Source organism: Gilliamella sp. B3801 (assembly GCF_026536645.1).
Lineage (GTDB): Bacteria > Pseudomonadota > Gammaproteobacteria > Enterobacterales > Orbaceae > Gilliamella > Gilliamella apicola_I.
The window spans coordinates 37,843-62,287 of sequence record NZ_JAFNNR010000005.1 but is presented as its reverse complement, the minus strand read 5'-3'; the positions used below and the strand labels follow the sequence as shown (position 1 = coordinate 62,287).

18 protein-coding genes and 1 tRNA gene are annotated in these 24,445 nt (G+C 32.4%); 1 reads left to right on the top strand and 18 read right to left on the bottom strand.

Features of this window, described 5'->3' with window-relative positions; all coding sequences use genetic code 11:
• The first annotated feature begins 189 nt into the window (after window positions 1–189).
• Window positions 190–2,883: a CRISPR-associated helicase Cas3' gene (gene cas3 / locus J3U14_RS05600; protein ID WP_267351517.1), complete on the top strand. Its 2,694-nt coding sequence runs from the start codon at window positions 190–192 to the stop codon at window positions 2,881–2,883.
• 483 nt (window positions 2,884–3,366) lie between these two features.
• Here the strand turns inward: cas3 and J3U14_RS05595 are convergent, their stop codons facing one another.
• The 18 genes from J3U14_RS05595 to secD all read right to left on the bottom strand — a co-directional run bounded on the left by J3U14_RS05595 (window position 3,367) and on the right by secD (window position 24,419).
• Window positions 3,367–4,329, bottom strand: coding sequence for a TrbM/KikA/MpfK family conjugal transfer protein (locus J3U14_RS05595; protein ID WP_267351515.1), 963 nt, complete (start codon window positions 4,327–4,329; stop codon window positions 3,367–3,369).
• 206 nt (window positions 4,330–4,535) lie between these two features.
• A complete protein-coding gene (locus J3U14_RS05590) occupies window positions 4,536–4,973 on the bottom strand; it encodes a hypothetical protein (RefSeq protein ID WP_065559001.1) in 438 nt (145 codons plus the stop codon).
• Complete coding sequence (gene virB11 / locus J3U14_RS05585) at window positions 4,954–5,967, bottom strand: P-type DNA transfer ATPase VirB11 (RefSeq protein WP_081299148.1); 1,014 nt, start codon at window positions 5,965–5,967, stop codon at window positions 4,954–4,956. The genes J3U14_RS05590 and virB11 overlap by 20 nt, the downstream gene beginning before the upstream one ends.
• Entirely contained in the window at window positions 5,964–7,064 is a 1,101-nt protein-coding gene (locus tag J3U14_RS05580; RefSeq protein ID WP_267351512.1) for a TrbI/VirB10 family protein, read from the bottom strand. The genes virB11 and J3U14_RS05580 overlap by 4 nt, the downstream gene beginning before the upstream one ends.
• A gap of 9 nt (window positions 7,065–7,073) precedes the next feature.
• Window positions 7,074–7,946 carry a P-type conjugative transfer protein VirB9 gene (gene virB9 / locus J3U14_RS05575; RefSeq protein WP_267351510.1) on the bottom strand — a complete coding sequence of 291 codons (873 nt, stop codon included), beginning with the start codon at window positions 7,944–7,946 and terminating at the stop codon, window positions 7,074–7,076.
• Between the two features lie 5 nt (window positions 7,947–7,951).
• Complete coding sequence (locus J3U14_RS05570) at window positions 7,952–8,650, bottom strand: virB8 family protein (RefSeq protein WP_267351508.1); 699 nt, start codon at window positions 8,648–8,650, stop codon at window positions 7,952–7,954.
• Window positions 8,651–8,836: a hypothetical protein gene (locus tag J3U14_RS05565; RefSeq protein ID WP_267351506.1), complete on the bottom strand. Its 186-nt coding sequence runs from the start codon at window positions 8,834–8,836 to the stop codon at window positions 8,651–8,653.
• Complete coding sequence (locus J3U14_RS05560; protein WP_267351504.1) at window positions 8,833–9,687, bottom strand: type IV secretion system protein; 855 nt, start codon at window positions 9,685–9,687, stop codon at window positions 8,833–8,835. Before J3U14_RS05560 ends, J3U14_RS05565 begins: the two co-directional genes overlap by 4 nt.
• 156 nt (window positions 9,688–9,843) lie before the next feature.
• On the bottom strand, window positions 9,844–10,593 hold the full coding sequence (locus J3U14_RS05555) for a type IV secretion system protein (RefSeq protein ID WP_267351502.1): 750 nt from the start codon (window positions 10,591–10,593) through the stop codon (window positions 9,844–9,846).
• Window positions 10,594–10,607: 14 nt separating this feature from the next.
• Entirely contained in the window at window positions 10,608–13,424 is a 2,817-nt protein-coding gene (locus J3U14_RS05550; protein WP_267351501.1) for a VirB3 family type IV secretion system protein, read from the bottom strand.
• A 19-nt stretch (window positions 13,425–13,443) separates the two neighbouring features.
• A complete protein-coding gene (locus J3U14_RS05545; RefSeq protein ID WP_267351499.1) occupies window positions 13,444–13,713 on the bottom strand; it encodes a TrbC/VirB2 family protein in 270 nt (89 codons plus the stop codon).
• Window positions 13,714–13,728: 15 nt separating this feature from the next.
• A complete protein-coding gene (locus J3U14_RS05540; RefSeq protein WP_065559009.1) occupies window positions 13,729–14,358 on the bottom strand; it encodes a transglycosylase SLT domain-containing protein in 630 nt (209 codons plus the stop codon).
• 382 nt (window positions 14,359–14,740) lie between these two features.
• On the bottom strand, window positions 14,741–16,471 hold the full coding sequence (locus tag J3U14_RS05535) for a hypothetical protein (protein WP_267351496.1): 1,731 nt from the start codon (window positions 16,469–16,471) through the stop codon (window positions 14,741–14,743).
• Between the two features lie 704 nt (window positions 16,472–17,175).
• The gene (locus J3U14_RS05530; RefSeq protein WP_267351494.1) at window positions 17,176–17,307 is read right to left on the bottom strand and encodes a hypothetical protein; all 132 of its coding nucleotides are present in this window, start codon (window positions 17,305–17,307) and stop codon (window positions 17,176–17,178) included.
• A gap of 385 nt (window positions 17,308–17,692) precedes the next feature.
• On the bottom strand, window positions 17,693–20,827 hold the full coding sequence (locus tag J3U14_RS05525) for an autotransporter outer membrane beta-barrel domain-containing protein (protein ID WP_267351492.1): 3,135 nt from the start codon (window positions 20,825–20,827) through the stop codon (window positions 17,693–17,695).
• 516 nt (window positions 20,828–21,343) lie between these two features.
• Window positions 21,344–21,419 (bottom strand) — tRNA-Ala (locus tag J3U14_RS05520).
• A 126-nt stretch (window positions 21,420–21,545) separates the two neighbouring features.
• Entirely contained in the window at window positions 21,546–22,532 is a 987-nt protein-coding gene (gene secF, locus J3U14_RS05515) for a protein translocase subunit SecF (protein WP_411590612.1), read from the bottom strand.
• Between the two features lie 30 nt (window positions 22,533–22,562).
• Window positions 22,563–24,419 carry a protein translocase subunit SecD gene (gene secD, locus J3U14_RS05510; protein WP_267351489.1) on the bottom strand — a complete coding sequence of 619 codons (1,857 nt, stop codon included), beginning with the start codon at window positions 24,417–24,419 and terminating at the stop codon, window positions 22,563–22,565.
• Window positions 24,420–24,445 lie beyond the last annotated feature (26 nt).

Here is a 24,445-nt window from a genome sequence, read left to right as displayed (position 1 = left end):
TAATTAATCATCAAAAAAGTTTAACATTTACTTTATGTTTCAGTATAAAAGATTTTGTTTCATTTTTATACTAAACAGTATTATATTAACAAACTAAATTTTTCGAAATTTAATGAAAATTATTAAGTTAAATAAGCATAAATAATAAAACGGACAAAACAGTAGCAAAACAATCAAGGAATACATTTAGTGACTCAGCCATTTTATCAATATTGGGGCAAATGCCATCAAAGTTCAGACAACAGTAGTTATCACTTACTTGCTTATCATAATTTAGATGTCGCCGCGTGTGGTTATCAAATAGTTAAACAAAATTTATTTAATTCATCACAATTATTTGAACAAATTGGCTTTTCTGCAAAAGATGTCGATCAAGCAGCGCTTTGGTTTGCTTATTTTTTGGCTTGGCATGATATTGGTAAATTTGCGAATGGATTCCAAGCATTATTTAAACACAATCATCCACAGCTTGTCAGCGTCGATCCATCTAAAAGCTATTATTCCAGACATGATTCGCTTGGTTTTTGGTTATGGAATAAATCACTTAAACACCAACCAAATGTTAAGCTTGAACAACATAGTGAAGATATTGATGATTTATTTGACACATGGCTGTTTATTATGACGGGACATCATGGCAAGCCACCAGAACGAGGTGCAGATGGCAATTTATCATTTAATGAACAAGATAAACAAGCGGCTTTAGACTATATTATCGCTCTGAATCAATTGTTTATTGTCGATAACAATTTAGCACACTATCCTTGTCATTTTTTTGATAAAAATTATCATAAAAAATTAAAACAAATAAGTTGGTTAATTGCGGGTTTAACCGTAATTAGTGATTGGCTTGGTTCAAATGAACAATTTTTTCCGTTTTGTTCACAGCCCATGCCACTTGATGAATATTGGCACAATCATGCGATGTTGAAAGCAGAAAAAGCCATTGCCACTTTACCAACAGCCTCACCAATCACTCCTTTTAGTGATATTAAAAATTTGTTTCCTTTCATTGAAAAACCAACACCACTACAGCAACAAGCGTTAACCTGTCAACTTTCTGATAATGGCGCCGAGCTTTTTATTATGGAGGATGTGACTGGTGCAGGAAAAACGGAAGCGTCAATGATTTTAGCACATCGGCTTATGACAGCTAAAAAAGCACAGGGTATCTATATTGGCTTACCAACGCAAGCAACAGCTAATGCTATTTATCAGCGTACCGCTCAAGTCTACGAACAATTATATCAAGCTGATAGCCATCCTTCGCTGGTACTGGCTCATGGGTCTAGCTATATGAATCCGCATTTTACTCAAACAATTTTAAATCACGATGAAATTAGCCAGCAAAAATACCCTAAAGGTGAACAATCGGTGAGTGGAGAATGTAATGAATGGTTTGTTGATACTCGAAAAAAATCGTTATTAGCTGAAGTTGGGGTTGGCACGTTAGATCAAGCGTTAATGGCAATTATGCCTTTCAAACATCAATCGTTACGTTTATTAGGATTACGCCATAAATTACTGATATTAGACGAAGTTCATGCTTATGACAGTTACATGGTAAAACTACTCGAAAACCTATTACATTACCATGCGTTACAAGGTGGCAGTGCTATTATTTTGACAGCAACATTACCTTTATTTCTGCGTCAAAAACTACTCGATGCCTTTTATAAAGGCTTAACTGGCAACAAACAAGTTTTAGAATTAGAACAGTCATTACCTTTTCCACTTATGACACAGCTTAATCATAACGGCTTAGTTAAACAAGCGATTGAAACCCGACAAGAAGTTAAACGCCAAGTAAATATCGAATGGATTAACCATATTGAAGCAGGTATAGACAAAATCAGCAAAGCTATGCAACAAGGTAAAATTATTTGTTGGATCAAAAACAGTGTACAAGATGCAATTAGTCTATATCAACAAATTCAACTCAATTTACAACTGGATCATACACAAATCCTACTTTTTCATAGCCGTTTTGCGTATTGTGACCGTTTGGAAATTGAAGAAAAAACATTACAATGGGCTGGAAAAACATCGAATCATCAAATTCGTGCAGGAAAAGTCATTATAGCAACACAAGTGATTGAACAATCCTTGGATCTTGATTTTGATGAAATGATCAGCGATATTGCCCCGATAGATTTATTAATACAACGAGCTGGACGTTTACAACGCCATATTCGCGACAAACAGGGTAATATCAAGCCATATGATGCAAAAAATCAATCGTTTGATGAACGCCATCCCCCTACCCTAACCGTGCTTGCCCCAGATTGGCAAGCTGAACCTAACGCGAATTGGCTTGACGAACCAGCCTTTCGAAATACCAGTTATGTTTACGCTAATCCGGCTCATTTATGGTATACCCAAAAGACACTATCCGAGCAAGGTTGCATTAAAATGCCGGATGATGCAAGGCAATTAATTGAATCCGTTTATGAACAAGATCTTGAACCACCAGCAGGATTACAAAAAGGTTATCATGGTGCTCAAGGGGCTAATTTAAGTAAATCGTCTATCGCCAATCAAAACGTATTAAATTTGAATGAAGGTTATAAGCGTGATTCAAAAATGGGATGGGATAACGAAGTCGAAGTGGCGACTCGTTTATCAGAAGATAGCGTTGATATCTATTTAGCTTATCAACAAAATGAAAAAATTATTCCTTACTCTAGTCATAGTGAATACGCTTGGGAGCAAAGTCGAATCTCGCTAAGACGTGCCAAATGGGAAAAAATCAAAAATCAGATCCCTCAACTTGATCAAACGAGTTTAGAAAAACTCAGACAACAAATACATAGACCAACAGCGATAATTGTTTTACTCAATGAAAAATCAGACTTTTATTCTAAAAAATTGGGGTTTATCTAGGATAAGTTTTTATTCGATTACGGTACTTATTCATTATTTACGTATTTTTTGATAATTATCTGTTTACTGATCAAAATAGGTAAAAAGGAAGTATGTATTAATTGTTTAATTTCTTTTAGCGATAGGATTCGTAGGAGATTTTAGGATTATGGTTTTAAAATTTATTTTATGTAAACCTTTTCATAATAGCTTTTAAACTACCCATTGCTGGTCATGAGTGTTTTTATGTATATAAGAAGCAACTAAAATCAGTTACGATATTGTTTGATGCAATAGATGATATTTTGTGTGTAAAAAAGATTGTGAGTTGAATATTTGATACCATTAATCATAAATTTCACTGTTATTTTAACCAACAAAGTTAATCCTTAGTGTTAAGGATTAACTTTTTAGTTTTCGTTAACAGTCATTATCAACTATTGGTTGTTCAAATTGATAGTTTGCTGTTTATATTTTCATGTCAGAAATCAGTTCTGAATTAGCTTAATTTTCATCTTTCCAACATTTTTTGGTAATTGGGTAATGTTTAAAATAACCATAACCAAAATTTATTTTTTCCATATGACCTTTATTTCCTTGACTTTTCCATGCATCATATTCTTTTTTCGGATTTTTCCCTCTAATTATTATCGCACTGTAACCTCGTCGCCAATCTTTGTTTGAATAATAGGTTCCATCACAATGATAGGTAGGTAGTTTGATATCAGAATAGGCATGGTTGGCTAATGCTTCACAGTAATCTGGTAATTTTGCAATGGTTCTTATACTATCCCCTTTTTTATCTTGCAAGTTGTTTAATTCGTCAGCTGTACAATCTGTTTTTTGGTTTGGAATAATATCGTTGACTAGGTTATTTAAATTTTGGTCATCATTATCAACCGGACACATTGCTAAAAAAGATTTTCTTGCTGTTAGCGTTTTTGTCCAATTGAAAATCCCTCTGGTAATTACTTTTATTGAGAAGAATTTTTTAAGATAAGATGTACATTCACTCGGCCTTGTTACTGAAGATAAACATAAAATAACACCACAAGCTAGTGCTTGGTCATTAGAAAGATCTTTTTGGTTTATATTAAATCGATTTTTTTTGTCATTAGTAAAATGAGTCAGGTTATCTGATATTCCCACGTTTTCGCGATAGTCTATATCGTTTGTGTTAGCAGGACTTGAACTTGTAACTATTTTTGATTCTTTAGTTTCGGCAAGCCTATCGATTATACTTCTGTCATCTTCTTTTAAAGATGGGTTGTTTTTTTCAATGAGTTGTATTTTCTCTTTTAGATCGCTAGCTTTGAGCTGCTCTGTTGGTGATATATGTTCTTTTGACATAATTGTTTTATATTCAAACCGGTATCTATCTAAGTCTTCTTTTTCATCAGCAAAACTGTTTAATGAAAAAAAAGCAGTCAATATGATAATTGTTTTAAAATAGTTTATTTTTTTCATAATATTACCTGCTTTTATAGTAATTGAATGTTATCAATTTCGTTTTTTGATATACATTTGTGTTTCATTGTTTTAATCATTGAATAACATCTTTTAATACACTTATCATTCGTTATTTTTAGATGTTATCGCTGGTTTTATTTAGTTTTATTATTTTATTGTTTTCCTATTCCCATGTTATTTTTTAATAACATATGTTTTACATTTTATTTTGATTTTACAATCTTATCCCCCTGTTTTCCTGAAAATATAAATGTGACAAATTCATTTTTATCAACCATTTCTTCTGTTACAAATTGGCATTTAATCCCTATTTTTCTAAAATAATTTTCATAAAGATAAATATTTTTTTTGTTGCCAATTATTTTTATTGAATCGGCATGAGTTGCTAAAAAAATGACAGTTATTTTGTCTGACTCTTTAATTGGCTCGCCTACTACAGTATAAATCACTGATTTATCTTTAAAGTCCTTTATAATTTGTTCATTAGGTGATAGTCGACTTGTCGGATATCGAAATAGTTGATCTTGATATACAGATTTATAGTTGTCACTATTCAATTTAGGTGGTTTAGGTGGATTTGAACAACCTGTTAGGTATCCTATTAATATAATTAATAACCCTTTAATTAAATAACTTTTCATAATCGACATCCTTAAAATAGACTTCTGTAATTTTTCTTGAACCAGAAAAAGCTGACATTTGAATGACTACATCAATTGATAACCCTATCATTTTGGCAACAGTTTTATCACTTAATCCCACGGCTTTAGGATTTTCCATTACATTAGTCACCATTTTTTGAAAAGTCATTTCAACTGTAGGTGAATGATAAGAACATAGTGTTCCATTGTGGCCACTACCAATTACTTTGATGAGATCTAAGGCGACTTGATCTCGTATTTCAGCCAGTAGAATTCTGGTCGGTTTTAATCGTAAACATGCTTTTAGTAATTTTGATGGCGTTACCGGATCTTCTTCTTTGTATTGGCTATCATAGAAAAGTTGGGCATAGTTACCGTGATTAAAAAAGGCTAACTCTTCTGTATCTTCGATAGATATTAACCGTGCATTTAATGGTATAAACTCCATTAAGCTTTTCATGAAGGTCGTTTTTCCCGATCCTGTTTCACCACAAAAAATGATGTTTTTACCTACAGCTACGGCTTTTTTTATAAAATCGACGAAATTTCTGCTAAGATAAAGTTCTTTTAACTCTTCATCATCTCTACTTTTATCACCAAATGCTTTGATATCATTAAATAAACCTTGTTCAACATACTTTTGATACGGTACATTGGTTTTATGATTTTTTCGGATATCTACAATTAAGTTTTTAGATGCGGGTGCATAAACTAATTGTATTCTTTCACCACTGATTAATGTCCCACTTAAAAAGGGGTTAGTTTCACCTAATTTTGTATTATTGTAATTTGCCGCGGTCGTCGCAAAAGATTGTAAAAGTGAACCTGGTTTTTTTATATCGTTTTCAATCGATTCTTTTTTTATCCATTCATCGTCAGTTGTTTCAACCCACAATGCACCATCAGGATTGACACAAATTTCTTTTATTTTCGGATCTGATAGGTATTTTCCAAATAAAACTTCTGTATTTTCCCAAAAAATAGTATTCATCATTTTCTGTACTCTAATTTATAAACATCACTAAAATCAATATCTTGGTTAGTGTAAATACCAACACTATCACCATGATTACGATATATTGTTGGTGGAATATCAACATTTTTCTCAATTATCGATTTAGCAACATCCGTTCCACCTTGAGTGGTATTATTTAAATCAGTAAAAGTGTGTTCTTTTTGTAATCGTGATGCAGCAGCACTTGACAGATCACTCATCAAAGAAACTAACACAGCATTACCAAAACGAGTCCAAAAATGATTATCAACCCAACCACTAATACCTTGGCCACCTAATACATCACTCGCCCCTGAATCAATTCTTATTATTAAATTATTGGGTGTTCTGATCTCTTCCCATAAAACAAACACTCTATCGTCACCTTGATTAACACTGGCTCGTCTGAAGGCTCCATTAACTATTGAACCTTTTTCTATGAGTAAGGTCGTGCCATTTGCCGAATAAACATCATCACTGATAATGCATCCAACATCACCACTAATTTGGCTAATCAATGCTGTCCTTAATGAGCATTTAATAAATGTTCCCCTGTAAATTGATAAATTAGGGTTAAGTTTTAATACTTCCGCCTTAACAATCTTGGTACCTTGTTTGTTTTTTTCGTTATCGACAGAACTTTGTTGTTGAGGTATTGGTTGAACTATTGGTTGAGTTTCTTGTTGTTTTACATCTTTATCATCACCTTTAGCTAATCCAAAACGCCCTTTTATAATTACGGGTTTTGACTCTACTTCAACTTCATTTGGGATTGGATTTTCTGGATCAACACCATTTTCTGGATCATTCGGGGGTAAAAGATTATCAGGATTTCTAGTATTTCTTGTAATATTAAATGATCTATTATCAACAGTAACAACTTCGGGTTCTGCTTCATGTCTATCTGCTGTTAATGATGTTTTGAGCGATAAGATTCCCTTTGCTAACATAAATAACACAATAGCGATAACAATCATCAACATGAAAATTGTTTTAAATGATATTCCTTTTGATTTTTTCTCATTTTTCAATTCATCAGCGATATTCGATTTCAAATTTTCTTCATTTGACTCCATATTATTTTGATTGACACTCATTTTCTATCCTTACTGGTTGATCACTCTGATTACATTATCGCTTATTGTTGTTTTATATTCTGGTTTATAGGTTCCGTAAGACTGATTAAAAATCCCAACAACCTTGTTACCATTTCTTAAAATTAATTTTTCTGCCACTTTATGAACCACTAACGTTCGGTAATTATTTAATACATCGGCTCGCATATTGTAGGTGAGCATTTCTTCTGATTTATTTTTATTCACCAAAAATACACTTGGGATCTCTTTTTCATTGGAAAACCCTAAAAAGGTTAGTATGCCATCATCATAAACAAAATCCGGTACAATACTTTCACTTCCTTTATTAACAGATTTGTAATAATTCCAGTTCACAGGTGTACTTAACTTGCCTAATGATTTTGTTATAAGTTGTTTGTTTTTCTCTTCTTGATATATTTTTGCTTTTCTTATATTTTCATTTTTTATGGCTAAGGCTCTATCCTTCGGATAATTAAAGCGTACAATAAAAGAGTTATTATCTTGTTTTTCATCTATCATTAATTGGAATGAGTATTCCCTTTTATCGGTAATCACAATTAAATTGGTATTCCAATCTGGTGATGATGGTTTATAAAATGTCCCTTCCCCATTGTCGATAGGTTTGGGCATTATGATTAAATAATTATTTTGTATTTTATGTTGCCAACCCTCTTCAAAACCGGTGGTTACATATTGTATGTATTCATTATCTGAAAATTTTATGGTTGTGGTGTAACCATCTACCGCAATGATTTTAGTTACATCATCATTATTATAGTCAAGCTCTCGAACACGATAATCAAAATTAGATTTTGGGGGATCGGTTTCGGAATATGCATTAAACGTGATTAATACTATTAAAAATGTAATCAGCTTTTTCATTAAAATTACCTATTTTCTGTATCGACGGTGTAAGATAATATTTGAAATCCTAACGGATTGGACGTTCTATGATTTAACGCTAGTGATAAATTTGGTTTATAGTCATATGCTATGGTAGCAAAAATTCTTTTGCTCACTCTTTCATTGTTAGCAAGGTTTACCCTTGTCAATTCTGCCCGTGCAATTGCAGTCTTCGTGTTAGTCTCTCCTTCACTTACCCCCAAATTTATAGACAAAATTTTTACTTCGATAGCATAACCATCCCCATACAATTTGTAGGGTGCATTATCTGCGTTAAATAAGCCGATGTACTGCCGATTAACATTTGCTGATCCATATAATTGCACTCTTTCATAATCTTGTTGAAGAGTTTCATAAACATATTTTTCACGTAATTCAATATAATGAGCTATCCAAAATCGATCGAGTGCTTCATCCGGCGTAAAGGATTGATCCGTTAAGGATGGAATAATATCAGTATAGCCTGTATTGCTATCGACTCGAATAACATAGGGTTGAGTCTCTTTCAATGGTAATAAAAATGCAAATGACCCCGTTAACACTAGCGAATATAAGATAAAAATACTTGCTACTATCCATGCTAATTTTTTGGATTTTTCCTGATTCTGGATAATATTTTTTTCGAAAGTTAGACTTTCTTTTGTAAGTTCATCTATAACATGTATACTTTTTTTGTCTGACATTTACTTCGCCTTTATATTTTCTATTAGTTGATAAGTAATAATGTCACTATTTACTGCTTGTAATTGGTTATTTTCAAGAGGAACAGTATTTTTTCTTTTAACACAGCCTACCACTAACGTTAAAAATAATAGAGAAATTATAATTATTTTCATTTTTTTTCCATGTTTAATTATTTTTTGAATCATAATGCTGCTACCTTAGATGCGACATTGGCTGTAGTTTTAACTGTGTTAACAGCTCCATCCCATGCATTCAGAATTGAACCACATGTAAACCCTGTAAATGCTTGAGCTAACTTTTTTACTTCTGACATAACATAATAAAAGAAAATGGCAAAGAATAAACATGCAGCACAAATTACTCGGTATGATTGGGGATACTTACCTATGGAATCGCAAAGTGTTTTTAAAAATCCTGACATTAATGACATCATCAATCCAGATAATACCATTGTAATTATAGCCCCGACTACTGCAGACAGCCATCCTTCAAACACTTTTTTGGTATTTTCAAATGATAACGACAAAATTGCCAGTGGTGTAAAGAGCAAAGCAAACGCCAAAATAATTTCAGATGTTAATAATGCAAAAAGACAACTTCCTGCCATAATGAAGAAACATGCCCAGAAACTTACTGCAATAAAAGGACGTTCAAACATAAATGCTTTTTTAATGATCGGTTCTATGGCATTATTAAACTTATCTGTTTGACTATCTAGTTGTGCAATTGCTCCTCCCTTTTCTACTAAAACACCTTTAACTTCTTTTATTATGTCTAGAACTGTTTTTATCCACCCATCAGCATCAAAAGCAATACTCGTTACAATAGAGATTATTAATATTTTATGAATGTGTTCTCCAAGCCTGAAAGGCCTACTCCCCAGCGCAATTTCAATACTTTTATAGGTTACCCATAACAACATGATACTTCCGAATATTTCACTGATTGCACTCACCAATTCCGTAATTTTGGGGGCGGTAACTGCTGCAAGCGACTTATCAACAAACTTCTGAAGTGTAGTAAATACTCCTGCCATTTTTAATTTTCTCCAACCCTATAAGACTATTTTATAATGTAATATTAGCCTATTAGGCATTCCCCAAAAATCTTAAAATATTATCAATATATGTATTGTTAACAACGCAAATAAGCTAAATAATTGAAGAAGACCTAATTATTTTTTTAAACTTTTTTAAAAACCATCAAAACTAACATTACGATTGTTTCTATCTAACTCATCCTGAAAGAACTGAAATGTTGGTGTAGTCGGTCGTAATTCTATTTCATCGATAATTTGCTCTCTTTGCTTATTTATTAATTCTTGATTAGATTCATATTGTTTTTGTGTAAGTGCTAGTTTTCGATCTAATAATGCTAATTGGTTGTTATATAATGTGATTTGATTATTGATATCTGTACTGTTTTTAATATTTTTAGATTGTGCGACTTCATCGGCTAGTTTTCCTATTTTTTCCGAAATGACATTTATTTGTTCATTAACTTTTTCCATTGCAATATAGTTAGCCGCTAAGTTCAAATTTTCCGATTTACAAAGATTAATCAGCTCTTTAATGTTATTTCCACATCGACCATTAATATCTAATTTTGATGCTAATGCATTAGATTCTTGTGAAAATTTTCCGCTGATTATTGCGTTATAGTCAGGCATAATTTTATCAATGGCATTAATATCTTTAAGTAAGCTTTTAACATTAAAATTTCGAACTTGATCTTCGATACCTCTTAAAGTACCCAGTTGTTCCTGACCTAAAGTAAGATTACTATTATGAAAACTGTTTGTTGATTGCCATTGTTGTAGTTTTTCTTGCCACTCATTGAGTGCTCTTATACTGGCTGCGCCATCAAATACAGGAACACCTCCAGATAATGCGTTATAAGATATAAAGCATAAACTTAACATTAATAATTTTGTTTTTTTCATTGTTTCCTCTCCCTTTATTGATTCATATTTTCAGCTTGTAATAATTGACCTAATTTTTTAATCCAGATTTGAGCGTCATCTGTTTCTGCTATTAGTTTATCGGCGACTGCTCGTTCTGATGAACCAATGCTCAATATACGTAAATTCTCACCTAGGCAACCTAAATTTAATCGACAAACGATACTTTCAGGTTTTCCGGTATCGACACTGGTTTTTTTCACTAAAAATTCTCTATCTGCTTTTTTCAAAGTCTTTAGCAATTGAAACTCTTTTTCAGTAAATTTTAGACGTTCAATAAAATAATCTTCCCGATATACTTTTTCTGGCATAACTATTTTAGTTTCTGTCTGTGTTAGTAGTACTTTGTATGTTTTGGTATGTTCAATCGAAGTCAGATCTTGCGTTGCACCGCCAATAAATCCTTGTAATTTACGGATAACCCTAAACAGATCATCGATCATGTTGTCAACCGTAGGACATTCTGCATATTTTTGTATTTCGTCGATAAAAACACCAATCCGTTGACCATTCAATAACAATTTTATTTTATGGAGAATGTAAAACATTAACGGATCTAAAATTTCCTTATCATCTAAAAACTCTGTACCATCAATGCCAAAAGTATTGTACTTTTCGATATCAAGATCATCTATTTCATTATCAAATACCCAACCTAAAAAACCATTTCGGCTCCATTTTTGCAGTCTTTCATGAATTGATTTTTCTCGTTTATCCTCTGCCTGCTCTATGTCCAATGTTTGAAGTAATAAAGAAATACCAAAACTTCTTTTGCTTCTTTCTCGGGACATGACTTGATTAACGGCTCTATATATCTCTTTATCTTGTAATACAGATACAGGGCCACCGTCTAATGAGCAAAGTAGTTTTATGAATGAAACTAAAAAATTAATGTTTTCTTGCGTGCTTTCAAGCGCAAAAGGATTTAGATTGGTATTGAAACCTTTTCTGAGACTAATGTATTTTCCACCTAAGGCTAACATATGCATCTGAACAGCCCTATCTTTATCAAAATAGATAAATCTAAATTTTTTGGTTTGTTCTAATACATTGGTTTTAAACGATGTTGGACTATTAAATTTTAAACTTTGTTCCAATATCCAGGATGCAAGAACCGTTTTACCGGCGCCTGTTCCACCAATGATCATGAAATTTCCGACTAGATCTTTACCTAAATCATTAGTAAATGCGTTTTCTTCATGAATATTGAAATAATAGGGTTGTCCGCCTCTAGTTTGTAATACCGTTAACGCATCTCCCCAACAATTGCCGATTCGTTTACCAGCTAAAAAATTGTGTAATCCCGTTGTTCCTGCAAAATTTTTACTGGTGATTTCAACGACGCGTGTTCGATATTTAAAATTTGAAGGCAACTGCGCAAAGAAATTAGGTTTTAATGATATTGTGCTATCTTGTGCAATAAACCCTTTATTATTTAGCGATTGTATAATTTCTTTTGATTGGTTTTGGACTTGCTCAAACGTATTGGCACGAATAAATACGTTAAAATGGTATTCTCCAATCGAAATATTACCACTTGCTAAATCATCAATAAATAAATTAAGAGTCATAACTTGAGACACACCATCATCGTTTGATGATTCAAATTGATTTTTCTTCCTTTTTATTAAATCCACTCCTTTTTTGGCTGATAAAATAGAAAAGGATTGCGTTATACAAATATCTATCGGTAAAGCGAGAAGAAAATCAAAAATACCTTGATTGGTTTCGTTGGAATAAGTTTTTATTTCAACGCATTTTATGTATTTAGTTTGATTATTTGACTTTGCGATAACTGTCTGTTCACCAAAATAATAATCAGACGTGGCTAATAGGTTGGATAACCTTGTCGGTTCGATTATTATAGGTCGATCAATACCACTTAATATTAAGTTATATAATTCAATCAATTCTGAATAAACATAGTCATTTTTCCTATATAACCCTAGTCGCCTTGAGCCAAATTCAGATAATCCTTTATCAAATCTGAAACAAAGATCTTTCATTTGTAATAAGTTATTATCAATGAAATCTTGTTTTTCTTTGATATTAATCGATTTTTTCCCTATCAATTTTGTAATTATACTGGTAATGAAGCTATCTGCTTTATCTTGTAAATCCGCGCCTTTCATCACCAAAGAAACATAAATAAAAGTCTCTTTATTCTGCTGACTTTTTAGGTAATCGAGATATCGATTATTATTTTGTTCAGCAAACCAAAACCCCGTAAAATCACCGCCTATTTTGATATCTGTATTTTTTTTGATGACATTTACATATATTGCTATGTTTTCATTTGAAAATGAGCGAATAAAATTATCAAGTTCATTTTTTCTGATATCAAGTTCATCATCACCTTTTGTTTCAAAGGAAATACCTTTTACTTCCCATGTTGCCACTAAATCACCATTTTTGTTAATAATAATGTGATTATCGATATGACTTGAGTAAGGTATGTTTTTTTCGATAGTTGAAAAATGTTTTAAATTAATATTATTATCCACTTTTATTGCCCGATAAGACGATGATGTTACATAATCTATATTATTGCCATATAGCTTTTTACTTTGTGACAAACTGGTCGTTCCGCTTGAAACCAATAATTTCTTTCCCAATATAGAAAAAAACATTTCATCCTTTTTATTTAAAGCAACACAGGTAATAAAAAGGAAAATACCTAAACCGACAAAAAAGTATGAAATAAACATACATAGCATTACAGTTATCCAAGCGATAAATATGATTAACTGTAACGGTAATCCCAACACTAGTGCGGGTCTGGTTAATGCCTTGTATAAAATATCTTTTTCCATTTATTTGACACTTTTATTTTTAAAAGAAAATACCTATTAATTCTGCCGCTCCACCTGCAAATGCAACTCCAATCACCCATTTAGAACACTCCTCCCAAGTTTTTGATCCTCGCCAAACTAAAACACCAACAATGAGTCCTGTTATAAGAAATACAACCCCTACAATGGCATGTATCGAAGTTTGCAAATTTTTCATACCACTTTCGGTTTTAGAAAGTCCGACAGCAAAACTTGGATTAGTAATCAAAATCCCAATTGACAACCAAAATAATTTTTTGATTAATTTCATTTTATTCTTTCTCCTTTAGTTCATATTGATTGTTTTTTTCAAAAACGATTCTTTTTTCTTGTGATTAGAAAAATTTTTTACTTGATTAGTATTTTTAACATTTGATGATCTAGCAATTTGTGTTGATGGTTGATTGTGATGATAATTTTCAACTTGATTTTTGAGTTGATAAAATTGGTCATAATCAAAATTGATAACAACATTTTCTTGCTTGTTAGCATAAGATGTTAAAAATCGTTCAACATAGCTATTATTAAAATCACGCTTAAAACCAGTTTTATCATTGCCACTGTAATAACAGCTCAATGCTTTTCCTATATCTTGATAATTTGAGTAACAATCTTTCAATATGACACTTGATAATTTGATGTTGTTACAAGGCTCTACCGCATCAAGAACAGGAATATTAAATCGATGAAGATTTTTGATATTGATTTGAGCAAGACCTACCGAATAATTTTTGTTTCTTTTTTCTAAATCATTAATAGTGTGCCAAAAATCATTTAAAGAAGTAGGTTGAGGAACAGAAGCGCCCACAACACCTATAGCATAAGGGTTATAACCGCTTTCTAATTGAATTAATGGTTCTAATAAATCAGAACTTACATTTAAAGCACAAGCTGTTAAAAGCGTAACTAACTCCACTTCCTCATTTCCTTCTATTCCTAATATAATGATATACGATTACAAATTATTGTAATTTTTTATTATTTTATTTTTTGTTTATAGTTATTTGATTTTTATTAATTTATTTTCAAAATCGCACAAATCGCTAATTGAAACGAATTTGTAAAGATGGGTCGTACTATAATAGCTATTTTCGATATTTTCAGTTCTAATTTAGTAAATTTTGTAATTATAATTGTTGTTTGTTAATTATTATCTTTACGAAATATAACGATTTTTTTTGGAAAAAGATAACCAAAAACTAGACAGAATAAGCTTTTCACTATAGTTATTGAAACGTAAAAATTTTTTAGTACGTACGTTACCCTTATGTTTTTTTTGAAATCGTTATCACAAATTGTTAATCTTTAATCACTTCATGATTTATAATCGTTGGTTGAGCGGTAGGATTACTTTCGATGTCAATCATTATTTCATCAGATAGGTTTTTATCTTTTTTAAGTTTGGATGCTAAAAAATCTTCTAATCCTGTAGTTTGATTAAGTAATTCTTTATCGACAGTGGTCTCATTTTTTTTCTGTTTTTTGACTGGTTGTTTTTCAACCTTGTTTTTTGGTGTTGTTTTTTTGTAGGTAAGTTCCAATCTAGGTGCTATCTGTAATACTTTATCTAATTTAGATACGATTATTGGGCTACTGTAAGCTAACTTAGGCAAGCCTTCTAATCCGATAATTAAGCCGCAGCGTTTCGGTAAATTCTGTATAACACTCGTTTCAATATAATTGGCTTTTTGTTTAAAGATGGTTGTTTCTTTGCTTGCCATTTCTACGTTTGCATCATTTAAGCTTAAAGTTCTTCTTTCTACATCTTTTAGCGTTTCTGAAGTTAAATTACTTGCCCATTCCGCACTATCTTTTATATCAAGTTTATATATCCATCTTAGTCCAACATTGTCGAGCATGATATTTTTGGTCGATGCAGGATCAAGATCTTGGCTTGCCCCAACTAAATCACCTAACGATTGGTGAGTATAGATAATATTTGCTTTTTTATCTCGTATTGTTCCCATCATTTCTAACGTGTTTTTAGATAAAATATATCGAACTTCATCAAGCATGATATTAATGTGTGTTAAATCTTGTTTTCTGTCCCTTTTTTCGATGATCTGCGTTATTCTTAACAGCAACATTTTTTGTAACATAACAACATTTTCATCTCTTAACGATCCTGTTATATATAACATGCCGGGTTTATTGCCAGATATAATGTCTTTTAAGTTAATTCCTTTATCAGTTTGAATACACTTTAATTCAGATAATTCTTCAAGCTGACCGAAAAAACTTGAACCTTGCTGTTTTAGTTCATTAGGTAGTTTATTCCATTTTTCCATAATCGTGTTGATGTTGATATTATCTGGTTCATCCTCAAACTGATTAGCCAATTCACGACATACTTTTCTATCACCAATTTTATAAAAGTCAGCATTTGTTCCTGTTCTGCCAAGTCCAAAACCGGCTACAAATAATTCATTAAGTTCTGTGACGGTAATATCTTGGAATATATTAAATTGAGGCTCTGCATCTCGATTAAGATCTATATAAAAGAACTGATCTTTCTTTGATTTATTCTTGAAAACACTATAAGCCCATTCGTCGTTTTTAGGGTCGAACCATACGTTGAAATCATTATAGTTTTCATAACATTGGATAAATACAGATGTTGCTAATACACCTTTACCACTTCCCATTTTTCCGATTATTTGTACGTTAGTTTCATTCCATATACTTTTTTTATAAAATATGGGGGTCGATTCATCATCGATACCAAGAAATAACGAATCTTTTTGTTTCGCTTCTTGATAATAATCTGATGGATCATAAATATCGACTTCATTAAATTTTAAATCTTTAACATCCAATAAACTACCGCTTCTTAAATCAGATTTCTTAATATTTGAAATCATTGATTCATTAACTTTCTTATCTAATTCTGAAAAAAACTGTTTTGTATATTTATGATAGATAATCAGATAACAAGTTACCGCTACAACAAATGCAACAAATATCCATGCAATGCCATAAATATTATATTCACTAAAAAGATAGTATTTATAGTACTTTAAATTAATCATTTTACCTAAACCCAAAAAATAAAAAACAATATTTATTAATAAGTTAGATAGAATGATAAAACAAAAAATAATTGATAAATAGTTTAAAACAACGCCAAATAGCCTGATGAAAAAGATATTGCTGACAGGGTTATCATAATTGATATATTTGAACGCAAACTTTTTTCTTTTTTTTCCATCGACTGAAAGTTCAAACTTCCCTTCATCTCTTGTCGTAGAAATCATGCCTAATTGATATATATTTTGAGTGATTTTTAATGAAAAAAATATGAATGAAAATAGGAAGAACCAGATTAAAAATAGCATTTCTGCACTATGATAAAAGAAATTCGTTGAAAAAAAGTTCAGAAAATTGGCTAGTTTTATACTGTAAAAAGATTTCATACTTTTACCCATTAAAGATTTAAAACAACTTCAATACTGCTGTTTAATGATTTTGTTAGAACGGTTATAAACAATTGTTCATTTCACTTTCAATTTATTATTTTTTTATAAATTATTACCAAATTGGTTAGCTAATCTATTGACGTAAGTCGGTTATTTTTTCGAAAAATAGGATAGGCATCAAGCTGTTTTTGGATAAGATTTGTGATGAAGTGAGTGATAAAGTAAATTTTAATGCAGTGAAATTTACTTATATTAACCTTTTGTTTTTCATACAATAGACTTAATTTCTTATTGTCATTGATAAAATTACGATATGATTATTTTGCTAGATTATTAACGTATTTCAATGCTTCCTCAATAAAATGTTGTACAAGATTAGCGTTTAAATGTTTGATGATTTCATCATTCAATCCGAATTCATTAGCTTGTTGTTCTCGTTTTTCAAGCATACACTCAAAAACTCCACTTGCGTAAATATCAGAAGTCTTCTTTTTAAATTACTGGCTTGTTTGACCTGTTCAAATCGATATGCCAAGAATTTAATGATAGTGTTATCAATATTGTTGATTTCCTTTATAAAATCATGAATTTTTTAATAATTATTAAATTAATGATAAAGGGAACATTCAATTGTCATGAATAAGATTCTAAGGTTTATATTACTTTCATCGTACAAAAACCAATAACTTTGCTGTTGTAATTAAAAAAATTATTTGTTCAACTGATCGCTCATTAAATTTCAATTAGGGGGAATATTTGGTTACGACATATATAAAAAAAGCTTATCCAATAAGGATAAGCTTATAAAGTTAGTTTGTTAGGATTTTATTGTTATTAAAAGTTGTATCGGTAACCCAAGTTGATCTGCTTTTTGTTAAACTTATTCCCTTTAGCAAAATCGACTTCACTGTAGATATGATGATTATTTTGTATGGTTGCGTTTATACCAAGTGCATTTTCAAACCAATGTCCACAATATTGATTAGATTCCTTGATATGATTTAATCGGTAAGAAGTATCACCATCAAACTCTTTAACATACCCTGTTTTTAAGTAAATATTGGTTTGATTTTTGATATTCGGTATCGCATATCCCATTATGATGCTTGTACGTCCTATCAATGAGTTATAGCGATCATATTTAACTTTGAGTGCATTGCTCGCTTTTGTTGAATCAGCGCCATTACGAGTATAAACAACTTGTAGCTGAGGTTCTGTATATATCCCTTGTTTTTCATCAGAAAGGTAAAAACGTTTCCCTGCTTCTAACGATAGACTTAGCGCGTGGGTATTCCCTTTACCCGAAATATTTTTACCTTGGCTATCTCTAACATTAAATTGATTTTTTAATTTGGATAATTTGAAAATACCGTCTAAGTAAAAATCGTTATTGGTGATATAAGTAGAATAGAGACCAACATTATAGTTTTTTCCTGAACCACTTCCTTGTTTAAAATCTTGATCTACATCATAGTAGCCAATCATACCACCTAAATAGAAACGACCATTTTCAGATTCATAAACCAGTTTATCAATACCACTTTGTAGCCCCCGATAATTCATTTTATAATCATTATAATCAACTGATGCAAATGAGTTTAATTGACCAACGACGCCTCTAATCCAAAAATCGCCTTGATGATCCGATATATTCCGTAAATCACCTATTCGTTGTAATAAAGTTTGGATATCAATATAAACAAGCAGATAGTTAGTATTTGCAAAGCTTAGCGTTGCTTGAGCCGTTGAAGTTTTTGATGGTTTTGAAGGTTTCTGTTTTGAACCTGTACTATATAACTCCCAACCACCCAAATCGTCTGAATCAGGATCAGTAATTTGTCTGAGATCATATTCATAACCACCTAATTCAACTTTATTGATTAATTTGAAATCGGCATGATTTCCATTAGTTTCAATGATGTCAATTTTTTCTGTTCCTGTCGTACTTTGCGATCCATCATTTTTTACAATGACATAATGTTGCCCATTCGTCCCATCTTTATCGGTTATTATTAATTTATCTGTTTTTTGGTTAACAATATCAGTTTGGAAATAAAAGCGACTATTATTACCCGTTAGTTTATTTGTCTCTAAGACGGTATAATTTGAAGGTTGGTTAGCATTTTCAAGTAATTTACCTTGCTCATCTTTCCAATTGTCATAGCGATTGAGATAAATTTCACTATCTTGGACATTTAAATTAGTCACATTTGAATCACGTTGAATGTACCATGTAGATTGATTATTCAAGCTTATGTTGGATTGACTTGTTTGATTGTCTTTGTCTAAGGTCTTATCCGTAAAGATACTCCCTTTTAAGATCGATGCATTAGACGTCAAATTAAAACTACTTGAAACCTTATCAGTCACTTTAGCCGTTCCACCACCATAAGTAACATTTAATAGATCGGTATTTTCAGCAGCTGTTGCCGAACTATTTTTTAATAACAGCACACCATTTTTTACTGAATCAGCCACAGTCATAGCTAAATTATTATCGTTGATATGCGATAACATACCGACATCAAGGCTGTGATCCCCGACCTGAATTAAATTACCGCTAGCATAGGTATTATTTCCATTTTTGTCACAACCACCAAGTTTACAGATAAAACTGTTATTATCACTGGTATTAATCAATTCGAACTTGCCTGATTTTCCATCACTGGTAATGTCTACATTTTCGAGCATCATATTTTGGGCAAGATCTTTTGCCGAAGAACCATCTTCATTCAGACTGTAACCATTGCCAAAATTAAAACGTATTGCTGTGGTCGCTGAATGAATCGTACTACGACCTTGTCCATCCAACGCATGCATTTTTATGCTTGCTCCATCACCAATAAGTCGAAGACCATAAGAATTTTCTGAATCTGTTTTTATATGAGTTTCACCATAAGTTTCAATGCTTGAAGACGCGAGTTCCGATCCTATTTCACCGCCATGCTTAAAGATTTTTCCATCCTTATGCATTGTCCCTAATCGACCAGCGTTAATACCATCAGAAATGCTTCCTGTAGTATGAATTTGCGTGACAAAATTAGTGTGTTTGTCGTTATTTAAAATGACAGATGAACCACCCGTTGCTCGAATACCCCGTGAATCCGTTCCATTAGTCTGTATAATTAAAGATCCTTTATCATAACCTTTGGCAATAACCTGTGACTGTTCCAATGTTCGAATTGCTGAACCGGCCCGACTAGCAAGGCTACCTATTTCACCTCCAGCAAATGTGACGGTTGACCCTTTATTTTTAGTATAAACCCCCATGACATAATCTTGAGAAGAATCAGTATTAATTTTAACAAGATCAAGATCTATCGTTCCTTTGCCTTCTGCCCATATGCCGGCACTTGATCCACCAGTGTTAGAAATTGTCGCAATTGACAATCCATTATTACCTTGGATTTTTATACTACCGTTGTTGACACCAATTGTTCCATAAGGTGTTGTGGCATTTTCAACTGATAAATCTAATTTATCAGCAAAAATAGTTAATTGACCGCCAGAGCCTGCCCATAATGCATTGTTTGCATTCCAATCATTGGTATATTTATCCTTTGATTTGATTGTCACGTTATTTGCTTTAACGGTTGCTGTGGCACCTTTTTCAACAGAAATACCTCGACCTCTTTGATTTTTATTGTCGCCGATATCGATTGTTATATCTTTTGTTGTATCGGAAGCGTTTAATAAATAATTCGCATTACTACCAGTTACATTAATTCCGTTACTATTTGACTCAATCCCAGGATTATTGATAATTAAGCTACTAGCGGTATCATGGTTAACTGTCGCCCCTGCGTTAACATTAATATTGGTAAGATTATTCTCATTCGTCTCGCAAGAGTTAGTGGCATTAATTTGACCATTTGCGATACTACATGGTAAAGCATTAACATAAGTCGCGCTGGAAAGCGTTATTAATGCTATAGTTTGATATACAACAGAAAACTTATGATTTTTCATATAAATTAATAGCCTATAAAATATTTAACCTAAAATTAAATCAAAAAAAACATGATGTAATTTTCATTACATCATGTCGTTCTATTTTTTATTTTTCACAAAAACAGAATGTCAGTTTTAAAACATATTGATCTATTCATCGTTTAAAATAGATGTTTTGTCAGGGAGATTCACAAAATCAACCTTACATAATTATTATAAATTAAATATTATTTACTTACTATATACATTTCTTTACCATTCTTTAACTTTATATGATTTTCTTGCGAATTTTGGCATAGTAACGGTATATATAATCTTTTAGGATTATTAATAAAGCCTTATGCAATCAAGATAGTTAAATTTTCGTTTTAGCTTTTGCCTATTTTAATTATAGATGTATTCAGATATTTACTTGTAGGTATATGCCTTTAGGAGAATGAGTAACGCGATAACAGGAATGATAATGAAGTAGGATTTAATATCTTTAGTGTCATCGTTTGTGTTTGATTAACATTGACACATGAATTTAAAAAGTGGTGGAGCCAAGGGGGATCGAACCCCTGACCTCAACGCTGCCAGCGTTGCGCTCTCCCAGCTGAGCTATGGCCCCAAGTAGAAAGGGATAAAACTGTGGCTAATAATATTCAACTCGATAATAGGTGTCAATCTATTTAATATCATTTGTTTAAATAACAATCTGATATAACTCTGCTGGGCATCCAGCAGAGTGTAAAAGTTAGCGCATAATTGAAGGTTGATCTGCACCCTCAGCTTCACTTTTTTGCGGCATAAAGTGTTCTCGTTTAACGCCTAATTTTAGTGACATGTAAGCTGCTACATAAATTGACGAAATAGTGCCTAAAACAATACCAACGCCCAATGTTTCTGAAAAACCTTTTAGCATTGAACCACCGAAAATATAGAGAATAATGACTACAGCCAAGGTTGTACCTGATGTCATTAAAGTTCGGTGTAAGGTTTGAGTCAATGAGATATTAATCACATCATAAGGCGATGCTCGACGAATTTTCCTGAAGTTTTCACGAATTCTGTCAAATACTACAATGGTATCATTAAGTGAATAACCGATAATTGAAAGCATGGCAGCAATTATGGTGAGATCCAACTCCCGATCAAACAGTGATAAATAGCCTGCAGTGATGATGACATCATGCGCAAGCGCAACAACCGCACCTGTTCCAAATCGCCATTCAAAACGAAATGCAATGTAAATTAATATGCAAACCAATGCCGCGCAGATAGCTAATATCCCATCTTGAGCAAGCTCAGAACCAACGGTTGGTCCAACAAATTCAATTCGTTTTATTTCTGCATTTGCATCAATATCTTTATGAATTAAATTTGAAATGTTGACTCCTAACGCATTATCAATAACTGAAGATACGCTACCGTCATCCTTTTTTTCTGAAGCAAGTCGAATGATAATATCTTTACTGCTTCCATAATATTGAACAACGGGCTCATGATAGCCAGCATTGCGTAAACTGTCACGGATGTCGTCAAGATTTACTGGTTTGGTCACCGTAATTTCGACTGTTGTACCACCTGTAAAATCTTGTCCCAAATTAAATCCTTTGGTCAAAATTACATAAATTGATCCAACAACAAGTAACATTGATATTGCAAAAGCAATAAAACCAAACTTTAAGAAGTCGAGGACTCTGCGACCATGATTTAGTTCTTTAACATCATGATTTTTTATATCATTACTAGTAACAATCACAATAAACCTCTAAATTGATAACTTGTTGACGCGACGACCGCCATAAATAAGATTTGCTAATGCTCGAGTACCGACGATAGATGTAAACATTGATGTTACTATACCGATACCTAATGTAATCGCAAAACCTTTGATTGAACCGGTACCGACTGCATAAAGGATAACCGCAGTAATTAATGTAGTGATATTTGCATCAAAAATACTGCTCCAAGCACCTGCATATCCTTCATTAATCGCATGTTGAACATTACGACCGTTACTCAGTTCTTCTTTTATTCGTTCATTGATCAGTACGTTTGCATCAACAGCCATACCGACAGTTAATACAATACCAGCTATACCCGGCATACTTAACGTCGCACCAGGCAATAATGACATCGCACCAACAATTAATATTAAGTTAGCAACTAACGCTAAACTCGCAAATACTCCAAACAGCCGATAAACCACTAACATAAAGATAACTGAGATTAATAATCCCCATACACAAGATTCTAATCCTTGAGTAATATTTTCTTGCCCCATTGAAGGACCAACGGTACGTTCCTCAATGATTTGAATTGGCGCTATTAATGCGCCGGCACGTAGTAAAAGTGACAAATTTTTAGCTTCATTAATGTTACTAATGCCTGTAACCTGAAAACGATCACTGAAGATGCCTTGAATTGTTGCAACATTGATAACCCGTTCAAGTCGTTCAAAAATTGGTTTATCATTTTCATCACGTCTACCAGTATCTTTATATTCGACAAATAAAGTAGCCATTGATTTATGCAGATTTTTTTGAGTAAAATCGAGCATAGTTTTTCCCCCTGAACTATCAAGGGTAATAGAAACCTCTGGTTGGGAATATTCATTCAATCGGTAAGAAGAATCCGTTATATGGTCACCAGTCAGGACAATGCGTTTATATAACAGTACCGGACGCCCGTTTTCCATATATTTTATTTCTGAACCATAAGGAACACGCATTTGACCGTTAATGATAGCAGCCAAATCCGCTGAATTGTTTTCATTTACTTGTCTAAACTCAAGTGTAGCAGTTGCACCAATAATGCGTTTAGCCAATGCGGTATCTTGAATTCCCGGTAATTCAACAACAATTCGATCCGAACCTTGACGTTGTACAATCGGTTCAGCAACACCTAGTTGATTAACTCGGTTACGTAAAATCGTTGTGTTTTGCTGAACAGCATCGTTTTTAGCTTGTTGTAAGCGTTGTTCACTTATATTGATTATGATGCTGTTGTCGTTTTGAGAGTCAATCTTGTAATCTTGTAAATTATTGATTTTAGCAATGGCTTTGTTTCGATCTTGTGTATTAACAAACTCCATGACGATTTGTTGCTCACTATTGCGACTCAAGGATTTAAAGTTTAGTTTGCTATTATTAAAATCAGACTTTAGATTTTCAATTGATTGCTCTACGAGTTTGTCTAATGCCGTTGTCATATCCACTTCCATCAAGAAGTGAACTCCCCCACGCAAATCTAGTCCTAATTTCATAGGTGAAGCACCAAACATGGAAAGCCACTTTGGCGTTGCGGGCGCTAGATTTAAAGCAACAATATAATTTTCACCTAAATCTTTTGAAATAAGTTCTTTGGCTTTAAGTTGCGTATCGTTATCAGCAAATCGAATTAAAATGGTTCCATTTTCGTAAACAATTGACTTGATATCGATGTGATTATCAGCTAGCAATTTTATTACATTGCTTTGCGTAGCCGTTTCAATTTTGGCACTATCCGAGCCAGAAATCTGTATAGCTGGATCTTCACCATAAATATTAGGAAGCGCATAAAGTAGGCCGACACAAATTATGACGACCAACATAATGTACTTCCACAAAGGATAGCGATTTAACACGACATATTCTCTTGTGGGGTTAGACT